Here is a 16,033-nt window from a genome sequence, read left to right on the forward strand (position 1 = left end):
CTCCCTCGCTGGCGCTCGGCCGTCCTCCCAAATCCCGCCTGCTTCAGGTACGCGTGAAGACGAGGGCCCCGGACAGCACGAAGGGCCCCGACCACATGGGTCGGGGCCCTCGTCTTCACGCGTGCGCGAGGGGGGATTTGAACCCCCACGCCCTTTCGGACACTGGCACCTGAAGCCAGCGCGTCTGCCATTCCGCCACTCGCGCGTGACAAGCAGACAGTGTGCTGTATGAGGCCCGCTATCGCCAAACCGGGCCCACGGTCACCCGGCCGCCGCCTCCGCGAGCGCCGCCTCGAGCCCGTCGAGGACGAGGTCGAGGCCGAAGTCGAACTCGTCGGCGTAGGAGTAGTCGCGGCCCATCACCTGCTCGGCGATCATCTCCGTCAGGTGCGGGTAGTCCTCCGCCGGGATCCCCAGCTCGACGACGAGCTCGTCCGCCTGCTCACCCGTCTGCATCGGCAGGTTGAGCTCGGTGAGGACGAAGCCGTAGACGTACGCGTCGATGACCGAGAAGGCGTGGGCGGCGAGCGCCACCGAGAAGCCGCCGCGTCGGAGGCACCCGAGCACGGTGTCGTGGTGCCGGAGCAGCGCCGGTCCCGGGTTGCGCCGCGACTCGACGAGGCCGAGGGCCCAGGGGTGCGCCGACAGCGCCGCCCGCGACGACACGGCCCGCTCGCGCATCGCCGGTCGCCACGGGTCGTCGAGCCCGGGCAGCTCGATGCACGTGAAGACCCAGTCGGCGAGGCCGTCGAGCAGGTCGTCCTTGCCCGCCACGTGGTGGTAGAGCGACATCGCCTCCGCGCCGAGCTCCTTGCCGACCGACCGCATGCTCACGCCTGCGAGCCCACTGCGGTCGGCGACGGCGGCCGCCGCGGTCACGATGCGCTCACGGCTCAGCGGTCGTCGCTCGGTCACGGGCTCCCCGTCCATTCGGCTCTTGCGGACTTACGCCCGTAAGGCTACCGTACCGACCACAGAGACTTACGGGTGTAAGGGAGATGTCATGAGGGCAGCAGTGGTGCAGCGGTACGGCGCACCGGACGTCGTGCACGTCGCGGAGGTCGCCGCGCCACGGCCCCGCGCCGGCGAGGTGGTCGTCCGGGTGCACGCCGCCGCGGTCACGGCGGCCGACGCGCGGATCCGGGCCGCCCGCTTCCCCCGCGGCTTCGCCCCGGTCGCCCGGGTGCTCTTCGGCCTCCGGCGGCCACGGCGCAGCATCCTCGGCGGCACGTTCTCCGGTGTGGTCGAGTCGGTCGGCCCGGACGTCACCGACCTCGCGCCGGGAGACGCGGTGTGCGGCATGACCGGCCTGCGCCTCGGCACCCACGCCGAGCTCGTCGCGACCCCGGCGACGCGCGTCGTGCGCACACCGCCCCAGGTGTCGCACGAGGACGCGGCCGGCGTCCTCTTCGGCGGGACGACCGCGCTGCACTTCCTGCGCGACCGCGCCTCCGTCGGCCCGGGACGCACCGTGCTCGTCAACGGCGCCTCGGGTGCCGTCGGCTCCAACGCCGTCCAGCTCGCTCGCCACTTCGGGGCCGAGGTCACCGGGGTCACGAGCACCGCCAACGTCGCGCTCGTCCGTGAGCTCGGCGCCGACCACGTCGTCGACTACACGCGCACGCCGTTGGCGCAGCTCGACGAGCGCTACGACGTCGTGCTCGACACCGTGGGCACGCTGGATCCCGCGTCGGGCCGCCGACTGCTGACGCCCGACGGCGTCCTGCTGCTCGCCGTCGCCGACCTCTGGCAGACCGTCACGTCGCGCGGCAACGTCCGCAGCGGCTCGGCTCCCGAGCGCCCCGCGGACTGGTCGCTGCTGCTCGACCTCGTCGCCGCCGGCACCCTCCGGGTCGTCGTCGACCGCACCGTCCCTCTCGACGACGTCGCCGCCGCCCACGCCCGCGTCGACTCCGGCCACAAGGTCGGCAACATCATCGTCCGCCCCTGAACCCCACCGCTCGGACGGCGTATGCCGCGTGCTGCGTTACGGGACCGCCGGCGTGTCCGCGTCGGGCGCGTCCACGGCATCCGGCTCACGTCGCCCGGCCGCGGGGCCGCGCTCACCGGCATACCCCTCACGGTGACGGCCACCGCCGGAGTCACCGAGCGAGAGGGTCGCGAGCAGGCCGAGGACGAGGAAGCCGGCCGCGGTGAAGGCGGCATACCGCGTCGCGTCGGAGAAGGCCTGCTCCGCGACCGGGGCGGCCGCAGCCGTGCGCGGGTCCTCGGACAGGCCGGGGATGGCGCCGCCGGCGCTCTCGACGACCGCGTCGACGACGGCCGTGCGGGCCGCCGGCGGCACCCCGAGGTCGGCGAGGCCGGCGTCCAGACGCACTCCCGCGGTGGTGAAGAGCACCGTGCCGAGGATCGCGATGCCGAGGGCCGAGCCGACCTGGCGCGCCGTGGACTGCAGACCCGAGCCCTCACCGCTGCGCTCGACCGGCACGTCGACGAGGACGACACCGGTCAGCTGCGCCGTCGCGAGTCCGACGCCGAAGCCGTAGACGAAGAGGCACGGCGCCACGGCGACCCACGACGTCGTGGGCCCGATGACCAGGCCGAGCCCGGCGATGCCGGCGATCTCGGCGACGATGCCGATCCGCACGATCGCGGCCGGCGTGAGGCGGGCGCTGAGCACGGTGACGAGGCCGCTCGCGGCGAAGGACCCGATGGCGAGCGCCAGCAGGACGACGCCCGTCTGGAAGGCGGTGTAGCCGAGGACGTTCTGCAGCCAGAGCGGCAGGGACAGCACGATGCCGAACTCGCCGAGGCTGACGATCATCGCGGCGATGTTGCCGTTGCGGAACGACCGGATGCCGAAGAGGTCGAAGCGGAAGAGCGTCGGCCGTCCGGCAGCCGTGCGGCGCAGGGTCCGCACGACGAACACCGTCCCGGCCACGAGGGTCACCGCGAAGGCCACCGGCACGGGCGACGGGCCGCTCAGCCACGTCCACGGGCCGAGCTCGAACGGCTTGGTCAGGCTCCACCATCCGTAGGTGCGCCCCTCGATGAGCCCGAAGGCGAGCGTCGCGAAGGTGACGGCCGACAGGAGCGCACCCACGACGTCGATGCGCTCACGCCGCCCCGACCGCGACTCGTCGACGAAGAGCAGCACCCCGACGACGATGATCAGGCCGATGGGCACGTTGATCCCGAAGGCCCAGCGCCAGGAGAACGAGGTGGTGAGCCAGCCGCCGAGGAGCGGCCCGACGGCGACCATGCCGCCGATGGTCGAGCCCCACACCGCGAAGGCGATGCCGCGCTCCCGACCGGTGAAGCCGGCGTTGATGAGCGACAGCGTCGTCGGCAGGATCATCGCGCCGCCGAAGCCCTGGATGATGCGTGCGCCGATGAGCGCGTCGCCCGAGCCGGCGACGGCCGCCAGGACCGACGCCGCGACGAAGACGACGACGCCGATGAGGAGCATGCGCCGGCGCCCGATGCGGTCGGCGACCGTGCCCCAGATGAGCAGGGTCGCGGCGAAGACGAGCGTGTAGGACTCCTGCACCCACTGCACCTGGGACGACGTGAGGCCGAGGTCCTCGACGATGTAGGGCACGGCGACGTTGACGATCGTCGAGTCGACGATGATGAGCGCCACCGCGATGCTGATCGCGACGAGCCCGAACCATCGTCGGCGGGCCCCACCGCGTGCCACGGTCGCCTGCTGGTCCATGCGTCCTCCCAGAGATGTTTAGATCGTCTAAACATATGGAAGCAGTATCATCTCCGCATGGCAATCCCACCCCCGGAGAGCACGCCACCGCGCGCGCACCAGCCCGAGACGTGGGCCCTGCGGGCGCTCGGGGCCGCCCAGGCCGAGGCCAGCGGCGCCCTGGCCCGCCGGATGCAGATGCACCCGACCGACCTGTCCGCGATGAGCCACGTCGCCGCGTCGGACGGACGGCTCGGACCGCGCGAGCTGAGCACCCGGCTCGGCATCACCCCGGCCGCCATGACCGACGTCGTCGACCGGCTCGAGGCCGCCGGCCACCTGCTCCGCGAGCGCGACACCGCCGACCGGAGGCGGGTGCGGCTCGTGCCCACCGCCTCCGCGGCCAGCGAGGTGCGGGGCCAGCTGCGCACCCTCCTCGACGGGCTCGACGCCCTGACGGGGGAGTTCACGTCCGAGGAGCGCGACGCCATCCACCGCTACCTGCAGGCCGCGACCGAGGCGTACCACCGGTTCGCCACCGACGACGGCTGACGGAACGCCCGACGGTGCTGCCTCCGGTGGGCTGACCACGCCAGCGCACGCCGCGCCATCACGCACACGACGACGCGGAGGCTCCTCAGGAGCGGTCCCGGGTGCCGCCGTGCGGCACCCCGAGCAGGTATGCCGCGTCGGCGAACCCGCCGCCGAGCACCCCGGGCGGACGGCTCGGGTCGCGCCGCTCGACGCCCGCGGCACACGCCTCGGCATCGTCCTGCGGGTCGAAGCCGATCGCGAGACCCGGCGCCAGGTCGACCCGGCGGCGGGTGTTGCGCGAGACGCCCCACACGACGTGGTGGCCGCCCGCCTGCGTCGTCAGCGTCGCGAGCACGAGCCGCGTCATGTCGTCGGGCGAGAGCCACGACTGGAGCGAGCGCGGGCCACCCGGCGCGTCGTCGAAGGTCATGATCCGGGCGCTGACGACCGTCATCCCGAAGCGGCCGGCATACAACCCGCCGAGCGCCTCGAGCGCCGCCTTGCTGACGCCGTAGTACGTGTCGGGTGCCGGGAGCGGCATGCCCTCACGGCACGCCGGCGAGTCCACGGGCACGTAGCCGGCGGCGTGCACCGAGCTCGCGAGGAGCATCCGGCCCACCCCGGCGCGCTGCGCCGCCTCGCACACCGCGTGCGTGCCGTCGATGTTGATGGCGAGGATGTCGGCCCAGGCCCGCTCGTCGGAGTGGGCGCCCAGGTGCACGACGAGGTCGGCCCCGGCGAACGCCTCCACGTGGCGGTCGACGTCGCGCAGGTCGCACTCCACGGCCCGCTCCGTCGCGGCGTCGACGTCGCTCACGACCACCCCGACGCCCTCGCAGAGGACGAGCCGGTGGCCGGCGGCGCGCAGCCGCGGGCGCAGCGCGGTCGCGATGCGCCCGGCTGCCCCGGTCAGCGCGATGAGGGCCACGTCAGCAGCCTCCCCGAGCGGGCGACGAGCGTCAGAGGCCGTCGACGACGACGGCAGCCATCTCCATGCACGACTCGTGCGTCTTGCGGCTGATCTTCAGCGGGTCGAGGTGCAGACCCGGCGCGAGCATCGGGTCGTAGGGGATGTCGACGACCGCGCGCACCCACTGCTCGAAGTGCTCACGGGTGTGCACGCCGGCGCCGACGTCGTTGCCCTTGGCCGACGTGTGCGAGATGACGCAGACGGCGTTGCGCACGAGGTCGCCCCGGCCCATCGCGACGAGCGCGTCGAGGTTCTTGGCCGCGACGACCGACGTGTCGTCCTTGAGCGAGGTCGCGAAGACGAGCATGTCGGCGCGGGCGGCGGCCGCGAGCCAGTTCGGCGACAGACGGTTGTTGCCGGTGTCGACGACGATCATCCGGTAGAAGCGCGAGAGCTGCGTGTGGAGGTTCTCGAACTCCGACTCGCCGATGATGCGCATCGCCTCGTCGTCGTCGGCCGAGGCCAGCACGTCGAAGCTGAGGCCCCGCTGCTCGCGCACCCAGTGCTCGAGCTCGGACGTGCCGGCGTTGGGGTCGTTGGCGATCGTCGGCAGGGCGCCGAGCAGGTCGACGACCGTGCGGTGGTGGCTCTGCGACGGCGCGCGCATGCCGAGGGTGCCCTCGGTCTCGTTGTTGTCCCACGCGAGCACCGAGCCCGAGCGGTAGCGGCCGAGGTAGCTCGCGAGCATCAGGGTGACGAGGGTCTTGCCGCCGCCGCCCTTGGTGTTGATGACCATGATCGTCTTGCGGCCGTTGAGCGGACGCGCGATGCGGTCGATGCGGTCGCGCTCGAGCATCTCCTTGACGCTCGGACCGAGGCCGAACGCCTTGCGCAGGCCCGAGTTGGCCTTGACCTTCTGGCGCTCGCCCTTCGAGCGGGCCGTGATGAGGTCCTCGGCGCTCGGGCGGTCGGAGTTGCCGGTCCGCGGCGCGGGGGTCAGGTCGTAGGACGGGTCGGCGGTGTCGAGGTCGTGACCGAGCTCGGCGGCCGCGGCGGCCACGTCGGGGTCGACGGCCGGCCGGGCGGCATACGCCTGCTGTGCTGCGGTGTGGTCGGTCGTGGCCGACGCCGCCGGACCGGGGACGGTGCCCGCCGCGTAGTCCGCGAGGCTCGCACCGGCGGGCGTCCACCCGGTGTACGTCTCCTCCGGCTCGTCACTGGTCGTGGCGGACCAGTCGGCGGTGCCGGGGTCGGAGGGCTGCCAGTCGGTCCACGAGTTCGTCGAACCCGAGGCCTCGGACGCGTCCGAGGCGCTCGTCGCCGAGCCGTTCAGGGCGTGGCCGTTGCGGTCGGCGGGGTCGTGGGCGGCGCTGTCACCGCCGTACTGATAGGAGTCGGTCCAGTCGTTGGATGCCGAGCCCGAGTCGTCTGCGGCGACGGTCGGGATGGCTCCGGTGTCGCCGGACTGCCAGGAGGTGTCCTCCCACGTCGAGCTCCACGGGTCGGCCGGAGCCTCGTCGGGCTGGGCCGCGCCGGCGGTCGCCGTCGGGATGGGAAGGGCGAAACCACCCGGGATGGAGTTGTTCGCCGAGAAGCCGGGGATGCCCTGGCTCTCGGTGTTTCCGGTGTCGTCCTTGCTCATCGAGCGCTCCTTGCTGGCCTAACCACGTGCGGGGACCCGCCGCGGGACCCCGTGTGATCGTCCCATGCTTCCGCCGCACATCAAACCCGCCGACCGTGCCCCTCGGGGCCGGAACGGACGTTTCGCGGCACCCCGCGCCGACTGTCGGTTGGGGGCTGCGGGTGCTGACCCGGTTACGATGAAGCGCCCGACAGGAGCGCTCACCAAGGAGGAGGAGACGGCGTGGGAATCATCAACCGTGTCGAGCACGGTCTCGCCAAGGCTGTCCACGGTGCCTTCGCCAAGGCGTTCAAGTCCGAGGTGCAGCCCGTCGAGATCGCGTCGGCCATCCGCCGGGCCATGGACGACCGGGCCGCGCTGCTCGGGCACGGCCGGGCTATGGTGCCCAACCTCTACACGATCGAGCTGAGCCAGACCGACTACGAGCGGCTCGGCGACTACGAGGACGACCTCTCCGACGACCTCGTCGCTGCGGCGCAGGAGCACGCCGACTCGCAGGGCTACCAGCCCGGCGGCCCCCTCGAGGTCGCGCTCGTCGAGGGCGAGGGCCTCGAGACCGGCGTCTTCCGCGTGCGCCCCGCCACCGCCAAGCAGGCCGGGCGCGAGCCCGCCGGCCGCGAGCCGGTGCCCGCAGCGCGTCCGCAGACCACCAACGGCACGGCCATCGAGGAGGCCCCGGTGCACCGGCCGGCGCCGCGGTCCAACCCCTCGGCCCGCCCGTGGCTCGACATCGGCGGCGACCGCTACCCCCTCCTCGGCAGCCTCACGACGCTCGGCCGCGACGAGACCGCCGACATCGTCATCGACGACCCCGGGGTGTCCCGCCGCCACAGCGAGATCCGCGTCACCACCGACGGGCCCCACCTCGTGAGCTCGATCCGCGACCTCAACTCCACCAACGGCACCTTCGTCAACGGCGAGCGCGTCTCGAGCCAGCGGCTCCAGGACGGCGACCGCCTCACGATCGGCCGGACGTCCGCGACGTTCCGCGCCGGGCGCCGGTGATCGCGATGACCCCCTTGGACGGCCCTCCGGTGATGACATCTGGTGACGCATGAGTGAACTCACCCTGACCCTGCTGCGGCTGGGTCTGCTCGCGCTGCTGTGGATCTTCATCTTCAGCGTCGTCGGCGTGCTGCGCACCGACATCTACGGCACCGCCGTGAGCCGCCGCGGCCAGCGCAAGGCGCTCAAGCAGGCCGAGAAGCAGGACCGCAAGGCCACCGCGCGGCGTACGCCGACCCCGGCGGCCGTCGGTGCCGGCGCGGCGGGTGCCGCCGCCGTCACCCCCGAGCCGGTCGCCCGCAAGGGGCGGGGTCGTGGCAAGGGCAGCCCGACGACGCTCGTCGTCACCGAGGGCCCCTTGACCGGCACGTCGCTGCCCCTGCGCAGCGGCGGCATCCTCATCGGCCGCAACCCCGAGTGCGCCCTCGTCCTCGACGACGACTACGCCTCGGGCCGCCACTGCCGCATCCATCCCGACCCGTCGGCCCGCGACGGCTGGGTCGTCGAGGACCTCGGCTCGACCAACGGCACCTTCATCGGTCGCGACCGCCTGACCGGGTCGCGCCCCGTCGAGATCGGCACCACCCTGCGGATCGGCAAGACCGTCCTCGAACTGCGAGGCTGACCGGATGGCCATCGCCCTGCGCTATGCCGCGCGCTCCGACCTCGGACTGGGACCCAAGTCCCGCAACGAGGACTCGGGGTATGCCGGGCCCAACCTGCTCGTCCTCGCCGACGGCATGGGCGGCCACGCCGCGGGCGACGTCGCCAGCTCGATGATCGTCGGCGAGCTCGCCCCGCTCGACGAGGAGGACGTCACCGCCGACCAGGCGATCCCGCTCCTCGAGGAGGCGCTGCACGCCGCGAACGCCAAGCTCACCAAGGCGATGCGCGAGAACGCCGACCTCGCCGGCATGGGCAGCACGACCATCGTCATGCTCCGCACCGGCAACAAGCTCGCCATGGCGCACATCGGTGACTCGCGCGCGTTCATGCTGCGCGGTGACACCTTCTCGCAGATCACGAAGGACCACTCCTTCGTCCAGCAGCTCATCGACGAGGGCCGCATCTCCAAGGAGGACGCCGGCCACCACCCGCAGCGCTCCGTCGTGACGCGCGTCATGACCGGGCAGCCCGACGACGAGCCCGACACCTCCCTGCGCGAGGCGAAGATCGGCGACCGCTTCCTGCTCTGCTCGGACGGTTTGTCCGACTTCGTCGGCGCCGACGTCATCGAGGAGATCGTCCGCGAGGCGCGCACGCCCGACGAGGCCGCCGACCGCTGCATCGAGGTCGCCCTCAAGGCCAGCACGCGCGACAACGTCACGGTCATCGTCGCCGAGGTCGTCGACGCCGACGGCGACGACCTCCCCTCCACGGTGCCGCAGGTCGTGGGCGCTGCCGGCAAGCGGATGCGGGGCCGCACGCGGGCGATCCCGACGAGCCCCGCCGAGAAGGCTGCGGCCCTGTCGCGCGAGGCCACCGGCCGCGCCGAGCCCGACGACGACTCCCTCGAGCTCGCCGAGGACCCCGCGCGCTCGCGGCGCTCCAAGATCGTGCTGCGCACCGTCGGCGTCATCGTCGTCGCGGCCATCCTCGGCGCCGGCGGGTACGCCGCGTGGGCCTGGTCGCAGAAGCAGTACTACGTCGCAGCGGACGGAGCGCACGTCGCGATCTACCGCGGCGTCTCCCAGGACCTCGGACCGATCAGCCTCTCCCACGTCGAGTCGCCGTCCGACGTCCTCGTCTCCGACCTGCCGAGCGACGTCCAGGCGTCCGTCGCCAACACGATCACCGCCCGTGACCTCGCCGACGCCCTCGTCAAGGTCACGGCGCTGCGGACCGAGGCGGAGCGCTGCCAGCAGCTCGCCGCGACCGGCACGCCCTGCGGCACGTCGCCGACCCCGACGCCCGTGCCCACGATGCCGCCGACGACCTCGCCCACGCCGACGACGCCCGGCCCGAGCACGTCGACGCTGCCGACCCCCCGGTCGACGCTGCGCCCGAACACGTCGATCACGACCCCTCCGCCCGTGGCCGCGCCCGCCGTGCGTCCCGCGAACGCGCCGGGGGTCCACGCGTGACGACCACCGTCGAGCCCCTGACCCCCCGGACGCGCCGCGGATCCGAGCTGCTGCTGCTGATCCTCGCGATCGGCATCGTCCTGCTCGCCTGGGTCACGACCGACCTCAACCGCAACGGCACCGTGCCGGCCAACATCATCCCGATCGCCGGCGGCTTCACGGCGCTCGTGCTCGCGGTGCACCTCGTGCTGCGCTGGAAGGCGGCCTACGCCGACCCCGTGCTCCTGCCGATCACCACCGTGCTCAACGGGCTCGGGCTCGTCATGATCCACCGCCTCGACCTCGCCCGGGGCAAGCTCGGCACCGACGGCGACGCCTACCGCCAGATCATCTGGACGACGCTCGCCGTGGCCCTCGCCGTCGCCGTCCTCTTCCTGCTGCGTGACCACCGGCTGCTGCGCCGCTACACCTACGTGACGATGGCCGTCGGCTTCGTCCTGCTCCTGCTGCCGCTCGTGCCCGGCATCGGCCGGACCATCAACGGCTCGCAGATCTGGATCTCCATCGGCCCGCTCAACTTCCAGCCCGGCGAGTTCGCCAAGATCGCCCTCGCCATCTTCTTCGCCGGCTACCTCGTGCAGACCCGCGACGTGCTCTCCCTCGCGGGCAAGAAGGTCCTGGGCTTCACCTTCCCGCGCGGGCGCGACCTCGGCCCGATCCTCGTCGCGTGGGTGCTCGCCCTGCTCGTGCTCGTCTTCCAGAAGGACCTCGGCTCGGCCCTGCTCTTCTTCGGTCTCTTCGTCGCGATGCTCTACGTCGCCACCGAGCGCGTCTCGTGGATCGCGATCGGCCTGATGCTCTTCGCGGCGGCGGTCGCCTTCGCCCTGTCGGCCTTCACGCACTTCCAGAAGCGCGTCGACCTCTGGCTCGACCCGTTCTCGCAGGACAACCTCGAGCGGTCCAACCAGCTGGCCAACGGCCTGTGGGGCATGGCCTCCGGCGGCCTCACCGGCACCGGTCTCGGCGCGGGTCGGCCCTACCTGACGTCCTTCGCCGAGAGCGACTTCATCTTCCCGAGCCTCGGTGAGGAGCTCGGCCTCTTCGGGTCCGTCGCGATCATCGTGCTCTACCTCATCTTCTGCGAGCGCGGCATCCGCACCGCCCTGGGTGTGCGTGACGGCTTCGGCAAGCTCCTCGCGATCGGCCTGTCCTTCTCCGTCGCCTTCCAGCTCTTCATCGTCATCGGCGGCGTCACGCGGGTCATCCCGCTGACCGGCCTCACGACGCCCTTCATGTCGCTCGGTGGCTCGTCCCTCCTCGCGAACTGGGTGATCATGGCGCTGCTCCTGCGCATCTCCGACCAGGCCCGCCGCCCGATGCCCGAGATCCCGGTCGGTGTCGCCGCCGACGAGCCCGCCCCGGCCGAGGTCACCCAGGTGGTGAGGCTGACGTGAACACCCCGATCCGCCGCCTGTCGGTCGTCATCGCGGCCCTCTTCACCGCCCTGCTCGTGGCGTCGACGGTCGTCCAGTTCACGCAGGCGAAGTCGCTGGGCGCCATGGCGTCCAACAAGCGCACCCTGCTCGACAGCTACTCCCGCGAGCGCGGCTCGATCATCGTCGGCGGCCAGGCCGTGGCGAAGTCGGTGCCCGTCCAGGACCAGTACCGCTTCCTGCGCACCTATCCCCAGGACGAGCTCTACGCCCAGCTGACCGGCTTCTACTCGTATGCCGTGGGCGCTCCCTACGGGCTCGAGCACGCCTCGGACGACCTGCTCTCGGGAGACGCCGACACGCTGTTCGTGCGGCGCATGACCGACCTCATCACGGGCCGCAAGACCGCCGGTGCGACGCTCGAGCTGACGATCGACCCGAAGGCCCAGGCCGCGGCCGACAAGGCCCTCGGCGACAACAAGGGCGCCGTCGTGGCCCTCGACCCGAAGACCGGCGCGATCCTCGCGATGGTGAGCCACCCGTCCTACGACCCGAACCCGCTCTCGAGCCACGACCTCAATAAGGCGTCGAAGGCGTGGCAGACCCTGTCCAACGACAAGGACAAGGCCTACCTCAACCGCACCATCAACGGCGTCTACCCGCCCGGGTCGACCTTCAAGGTCGTCACGGCGGCGGCCGCGCTCGAGAACGGCGTCGTCAGCGACGAGAACTCCACCGTCCCCGGCCCCGCCTCGCTCGACCTGCCGCTGACGAGCACCAACCTGCCCAACGAGGACGGCCGCGCCTGCGGCCCCAACGACGAGACGACGCTCATCCACGCGCTCGAGATCTCGTGCAACACCGCGTTCGGCTCGCTCGGCCTCGAGCTGGGCGGCGAGAAGATCCGGGCCCAGGCCGCCAAGTTCGGCTTCGGCGACGCGCTCCAGATCCCGATGCGCGTCTCGGTGAGCTCGGTCCCGGCCGACCTCAACGCCCCGCAGTCCGCGCAGGCCGCGATCGGCCAGTACGACGTGCGCACGACGCCGCTCCAGATGGCCATGGTCGCGGCCGGCATCGCCAACCAGGGCAGGGTCATGACGCCCTACCTCATCCAGTCGGTCCGCAGCGCCAACCTCGACATCATCGAGTCGACGCCCGACCCGGTCGAGCTCTCGCAGGCCGTCTCGGAGCAGACCGCCTCGACGCTCACCAAGATGATGGTCTCGGTCGTCGACAACGGCAGCGGCGCCCGCGCCCAGATCGACGGCGTCGAGGTGGCCGGCAAGACCGGCACGGCCCAGCACGACCCCGGCAAGCCCCCGCACGCGTGGTTCATCTCGTTCGCACCGGCCACCGACCCCAAGGTCGCCGTCGCCGTCGTCGTCGAGGACGGTGGGGTCACGGGCAGCGAGGTCGGCGGTGGCCGTGTCGCCGCCCCGATCGCCCGCGAGGTCATGGAGGCGGTGCTGAGCCGATGACCCTCGCCACCGGCGCGACCCTCGGCGGTCGCTACACCCTGGGCACGGCCATCGCCTCGGGCGGCATGGGCGACGTCTGGGAGGGCACCGACGAGGTGCTCCGGCGTCCCGTCGCCGTCAAGGTCATGCGCCCGCAGGGACCCGAGGACGACGCCTTCCTCGAGCGCTTCCGCGACGAGGCCCGCGGCAGTGCGGCTCTGCACCACCCCAACATCGCGTCCGTCTTCGACTACGGCGAGGACGACGGCACGGCATACCTCGTCATGGAGCTCGTCCCGGGGCGCACGCTGGGCGAGATCATCCGCGAGAGCGACGGCGGTATGCCGGCCGAGGAGGTGCGCTCGCTGCTCGGCCAGGCGGCCCTGGCCCTGTCGGCGGCCCACGAGGCCGGCGTCGTGCACCGCGACGTCAAGCCCGCCAACATCATCGTCACCCCCGAGGGCCGGGCCAAGCTCACCGACTTCGGGATCGCCCGGGTCGGCGACGGGTCGGGGCACACCCTCACCGGCGAGGTGCTCGGCACCCCCGACTACATCAGCCCCGAGCAGGCCCTCGGCGAGCCGGCGACCGCGGCGAGCGACATCTACTCCCTCGGCGTCGTGGCGCACGAGATGATCACCGGCCGCAAGCCGTTCGACATGGGCACCCCCGTGGCGACGGCCATCGCCCAGGTCAACGACCCGCCACCCGAGCTGCCGTCGACCGTGCCGCTCGACCTGCGCGAGGTCGTCGACGCGTGCCTCGCCAAGTCCGCCGCCGACCGGCCGGCCGACGCGCGCGCCGTGGCCGAGGCGGCCGGCGTGCCGCTCGGGTCGCTCGGGTCGCTCCCCGGCGTCACGCCCCCTCCCGTGGGCAGCGACGCCACGGCGGTCATCACGGCCCGCCCGGCGACCCGCGCCCTGACCGCGCCGCCCGCCGCCGCCGGCGCCGCCCGTGCCGGTGCCGCCGCCGGACTCGTCTCCGCCGCAGGGCGGCTCACCTCGCGCGCCCACCGTGGCGGCGGGAGCGAGCCCGGGCGTGAGCCGTCGCCCGAGCACCCCGTGGGCCGGCGGTGGGCGTGGCTCGCCGTCCCGGCCGTCGCGCTCGTGGCCTGGGGTGCCTTCGCACTCGGCAGCGTCATGAACGGCACCACCGCGAGCCCGGCCGCCCGACCGACGGCCCCCGCGCCCGCCGCCACCTCGGCCACCTCGGCCACCCCGACCGCCTCGCCGAGCACCTCGCGGCCACCCACCCGGTCGATCACGGCAACCCCGAGCCGCACCGCGGCGAAGGCCGCGGCCACGAAGCAGACGAGCACCAAGCAGCAGCCCGCCCACGCCGGCAAGGGCAAGGGAAAGGGCAAGGCGAAGTGACATGACCGACCAGCCCGATCAGCGCGATCCAGGCGCCCGACGAGTGGACCAGGATGACCCAGCACCCGAACGAGCAGAGGCCAACGACGTGAGCACCGCACCCCGTGTCCTCGGCGGACGCTACGAGGTCGGCGAGCTCATCGGTCGCGGCGGCATGGCCGACGTCCACCTGGGCCACGACACCCGGCTCGGGCGGCAGGTCGCGATCAAGATGCTCCGCTCCGATCTCGCCCGCGACGCGAACTTCCTCATGCGCTTCCGGCGCGAGGCGCAGTCCGCCGCCGGGCTCAACCACCCGGCGATCGTCGCGATCTTCGACTCGGGCGAGGACGACAGCGTCGTCGAGGGCCCCAACGGCACGCGGACGACGCTGCCCTACATCGTCATGGAGTACGTCGACGGCGAGACGCTGCGCCAGAAGCTGACCGACCAGCAGCAGCTCCAGCCGGCCGAGGCGATCCGCGTCACCGAAGGCATCCTCGACGCGCTGGCCTACAGCCACCGGATGGGCATCGTCCACCGCGACATCAAGCCGGCCAACGTCATGATCACGACCGGCGGGCACGTCAAGGTCATGGACTTCGGCATCGCCCGGGCGATCGCCGACACGGCCGCGACGATGACCCAGACCCAGTCGGTCGTCGGCACCGCGCAGTACCTCTCGCCCGAGCAGGCCCAGGGCCAGACGGTCGACGAGCGGTCCGACCTCTACTCGACCGGCTGCCTCCTCTTCGAGCTGCTCGCCGGCCGCCCGCCCTTCACCGGTGACTCGCCCGTCGCGATCGCCTACCAGCACGTCGGCGAGCTGCCTCAGCCGCCGAGCGTCTTCAACGACGCCGTCGCCGGTGACCTCGACGCCGTGACCCTGCACGCCCTGGCCAAGGACCGCGAGGCCCGCTACCAGGACGCCACCTCCTTCCGCGACGACCTCGAGAACGTCCGGCTCGGCCGCCAGATCAGCGCCGCAGCCCTCGGGACCGCGGCCGCCGTCGGCGCCGCCGCCACCCAGACCCTCCCGCAGGCGTATGCCGCGCCGGGCACCCCGACCGCCGTGCAGGCGCCCGTCACCTCGCGCAGCGAGCGCTACGCCAACACCGCGGGTCTCCCGGCGGTCGGCTACGACGACCAGGACCCGGACGACAAGAAGGGCAGCAAGGGCAAGGCGGTGCTCATCACCGGGCTCGTCATCGCCCTTCTCGCGCTCGTCGGCTGGGGTGGCGTCACGTGGTTCGGCAACCAGACGCCGGACGTCACCCTCGTCGCCGTGCCGACGATCGAGGGGATGAAGGAGGACGTCGCGGCCCGCACCCTGGCCACCAACAACCTCCGGGGTGAGAAGTCGCAGGCCCCGAGCACGACCGTCACCGAGGGCGAGGTCATCAGCCAGGACCCGAAGTCCGGGTCGAGGGTCGCCGAGCAGTCGGTCGTCAAGTACGTCGTCTCGACCGGCCCCGACAACCTGACCGTCCCGAACGTCGTCGGCTTCAACAAGGACGACGCCCGTGCCGAGCTCGAGAAGCAGGGCTTCGTCGTGTCCGGCTTCCAGGAGGAGAACACCCCGGACCAGGACAAGAACAAGGTGACGAAGACCGAGCCGGCCGCGCAGGAAGTCGTCGCCAAGGGCTCGAAGATCAAGATCTTCTACGCCACCGGCAACGTCAAGGTGCCCGACAACCTCGTCGGCCAGGACTGGGCCCTCGCGGCGGTCGCGCTGCAGAACGCCGGCCTCAACCCGGTCAAGCAGACGGTCGACTCCGACAAGAACCCCGACTCGGTGCTCTCGGTCGACCGCGCCGGCGACGTCGTCAAGCTCGGCACCGACATCACGGTCAAGGTGGCTCGCACCCCGAACCAGACGGCCACCGTGACGGTGACGCCCCCGCCGCCCACCGACACGGGCACGACGACCGACACGGGGACCGCGACCCCGCCGCCGACCCCCTGAGGTCAGCACCCGGCATACGACGAAGGGCCCCTCCCGAGCGGGAGGGGCCCTT

Annotated in this window: 13 protein-coding genes and 1 tRNA gene; 9 read left to right on the top strand and 5 right to left on the bottom strand. The window is 72.5% G+C overall.

The window, feature by feature from the left end; translation table 11 throughout:
• Positions 1 to 122: 122 nt before the first annotated feature.
• Both ACSQ2D_RS21395 and ACSQ2D_RS21400 read right to left on the bottom strand, forming a co-directional pair.
• Positions 123 to 205: transfer RNA gene (locus ACSQ2D_RS21395), tRNA-Leu, on the bottom strand.
• Between the two features lie 56 nt (positions 206 to 261).
• Entirely contained in the window at positions 262 to 915 is a 654-nt protein-coding gene (locus ACSQ2D_RS21400) for a TetR/AcrR family transcriptional regulator (protein ID WP_435988021.1), read from the bottom strand.
• Between the two features lie 88 nt (positions 916 to 1,003).
• Here ACSQ2D_RS21400 and ACSQ2D_RS21405 point away from each other — a divergent pair, with 88 nt between their 5' ends.
• Positions 1,004 to 1,951, top strand: coding sequence for an NAD(P)-dependent alcohol dehydrogenase (locus ACSQ2D_RS21405; RefSeq protein WP_435988022.1), 948 nt, complete (start codon positions 1,004 to 1,006; stop codon positions 1,949 to 1,951).
• A gap of 36 nt (positions 1,952 to 1,987) precedes the next feature.
• Here ACSQ2D_RS21405 and ACSQ2D_RS21410 read toward each other — a convergent pair whose 3' ends face one another.
• Positions 1,988 to 3,679, bottom strand: coding sequence for a DHA2 family efflux MFS transporter permease subunit (locus tag ACSQ2D_RS21410; RefSeq protein WP_435988023.1), 1,692 nt, complete (start codon positions 3,677 to 3,679; stop codon positions 1,988 to 1,990).
• A gap of 57 nt (positions 3,680 to 3,736) precedes the next feature.
• Between ACSQ2D_RS21410 and ACSQ2D_RS21415 the strand changes: the two genes are divergently transcribed.
• Entirely contained in the window at positions 3,737 to 4,210 is a 474-nt protein-coding gene (locus tag ACSQ2D_RS21415; protein ID WP_435988024.1) for a MarR family winged helix-turn-helix transcriptional regulator, read from the top strand.
• An 85-nt stretch (positions 4,211 to 4,295) separates the two neighbouring features.
• Here ACSQ2D_RS21415 and ACSQ2D_RS21420 read toward each other — a convergent pair whose 3' ends face one another.
• Together ACSQ2D_RS21420 and ACSQ2D_RS21425 are read right to left on the bottom strand one after the other, a co-directional pair.
• On the bottom strand, positions 4,296 to 5,120 hold the full coding sequence (locus tag ACSQ2D_RS21420; RefSeq protein ID WP_435988025.1) for an NAD-dependent epimerase/dehydratase family protein: 825 nt from the start codon (positions 5,118 to 5,120) through the stop codon (positions 4,296 to 4,298).
• A gap of 31 nt (positions 5,121 to 5,151) precedes the next feature.
• Entirely contained in the window at positions 5,152 to 6,744 is a 1,593-nt protein-coding gene (locus ACSQ2D_RS21425; protein ID WP_435988026.1) for a hypothetical protein, read from the bottom strand.
• Between the two features lie 222 nt (positions 6,745 to 6,966).
• Here ACSQ2D_RS21425 and ACSQ2D_RS21430 point away from each other — a divergent pair, with 222 nt between their 5' ends.
• The 7 genes from ACSQ2D_RS21430 to pknB all read left to right on the top strand — a co-directional run bounded on the left by ACSQ2D_RS21430 (position 6,967) and on the right by pknB (position 15,981).
• Complete coding sequence (locus ACSQ2D_RS21430; protein ID WP_435988027.1) at positions 6,967 to 7,749, top strand: FhaA domain-containing protein; 783 nt, start codon at positions 6,967 to 6,969, stop codon at positions 7,747 to 7,749.
• Positions 7,750 to 7,798: 49 nt separating this feature from the next.
• Positions 7,799 to 8,374, top strand: coding sequence for an FHA domain-containing protein FhaB/FipA (locus tag ACSQ2D_RS21435; RefSeq protein WP_435988028.1), 576 nt, complete (start codon positions 7,799 to 7,801; stop codon positions 8,372 to 8,374).
• 4 nt (positions 8,375 to 8,378) lie between these two features.
• A complete protein-coding gene (locus tag ACSQ2D_RS21440) occupies positions 8,379 to 9,833 on the top strand; it encodes a protein phosphatase 2C domain-containing protein (RefSeq protein ID WP_435988029.1) in 1,455 nt (484 codons plus the stop codon).
• Complete coding sequence (locus tag ACSQ2D_RS21445; protein ID WP_435988030.1) at positions 9,830 to 11,227, top strand: FtsW/RodA/SpoVE family cell cycle protein; 1,398 nt, start codon at positions 9,830 to 9,832, stop codon at positions 11,225 to 11,227. Before ACSQ2D_RS21440 ends, ACSQ2D_RS21445 begins: the two co-directional genes overlap by 4 nt.
• Entirely contained in the window at positions 11,224 to 12,684 is a 1,461-nt protein-coding gene (locus ACSQ2D_RS21450) for a peptidoglycan D,D-transpeptidase FtsI family protein (protein WP_435988031.1), read from the top strand. Before ACSQ2D_RS21445 ends, ACSQ2D_RS21450 begins: the two co-directional genes overlap by 4 nt.
• Positions 12,681 to 14,036 carry a serine/threonine-protein kinase gene (locus ACSQ2D_RS21455; RefSeq protein WP_435988032.1) on the top strand — a complete coding sequence of 452 codons (1,356 nt, stop codon included), beginning with the start codon at positions 12,681 to 12,683 and terminating at the stop codon, positions 14,034 to 14,036. Before ACSQ2D_RS21450 ends, ACSQ2D_RS21455 begins: the two co-directional genes overlap by 4 nt.
• 88 nt (positions 14,037 to 14,124) lie before the next feature.
• A complete protein-coding gene (gene pknB, locus ACSQ2D_RS21460; protein ID WP_435988033.1) occupies positions 14,125 to 15,981 on the top strand; it encodes a Stk1 family PASTA domain-containing Ser/Thr kinase in 1,857 nt (618 codons plus the stop codon).
• The last annotated feature ends 52 nt before the right edge of the window (positions 15,982 to 16,033 follow it).

This window comes from Terrabacter sp. LjRoot27 (genome assembly GCF_964254175.1).
Classification (GTDB): domain Bacteria; phylum Actinomycetota; class Actinomycetes; order Actinomycetales; family Dermatophilaceae; genus Terrabacter.

Coding starts and splice junctions, on each gene's coding strand:
- ACSQ2D_RS21435 (WP_435988028.1), top strand. CDS start 7,799: ATGAGTGAACTCACCCTGACCCTGCTGCGGCTGGGTCTGCTCGCGCTG.
- ACSQ2D_RS21415 (WP_435988024.1), top strand. CDS start 3,737: ATGGCAATCCCACCCCCGGAGAGCACGCCACCGCGCGCGCACCAGCCC.
- ACSQ2D_RS21440 (WP_435988029.1), top strand. CDS start 8,379: ATGGCCATCGCCCTGCGCTATGCCGCGCGCTCCGACCTCGGACTGGGA.
- ACSQ2D_RS21405 (WP_435988022.1), top strand. CDS start 1,004: ATGAGGGCAGCAGTGGTGCAGCGGTACGGCGCACCGGACGTCGTGCAC.
- ACSQ2D_RS21425 (WP_435988026.1), bottom strand. CDS start 6,744: ATGAGCAAGGACGACACCGGAAACACCGAGAGCCAGGGCATCCCCGGC.
- ACSQ2D_RS21410 (WP_435988023.1), bottom strand. CDS start 3,679: ATGGACCAGCAGGCGACCGTGGCACGCGGTGGGGCCCGCCGACGATGG.
- ACSQ2D_RS21455 (WP_435988032.1), top strand. CDS start 12,681: ATGACCCTCGCCACCGGCGCGACCCTCGGCGGTCGCTACACCCTGGGC.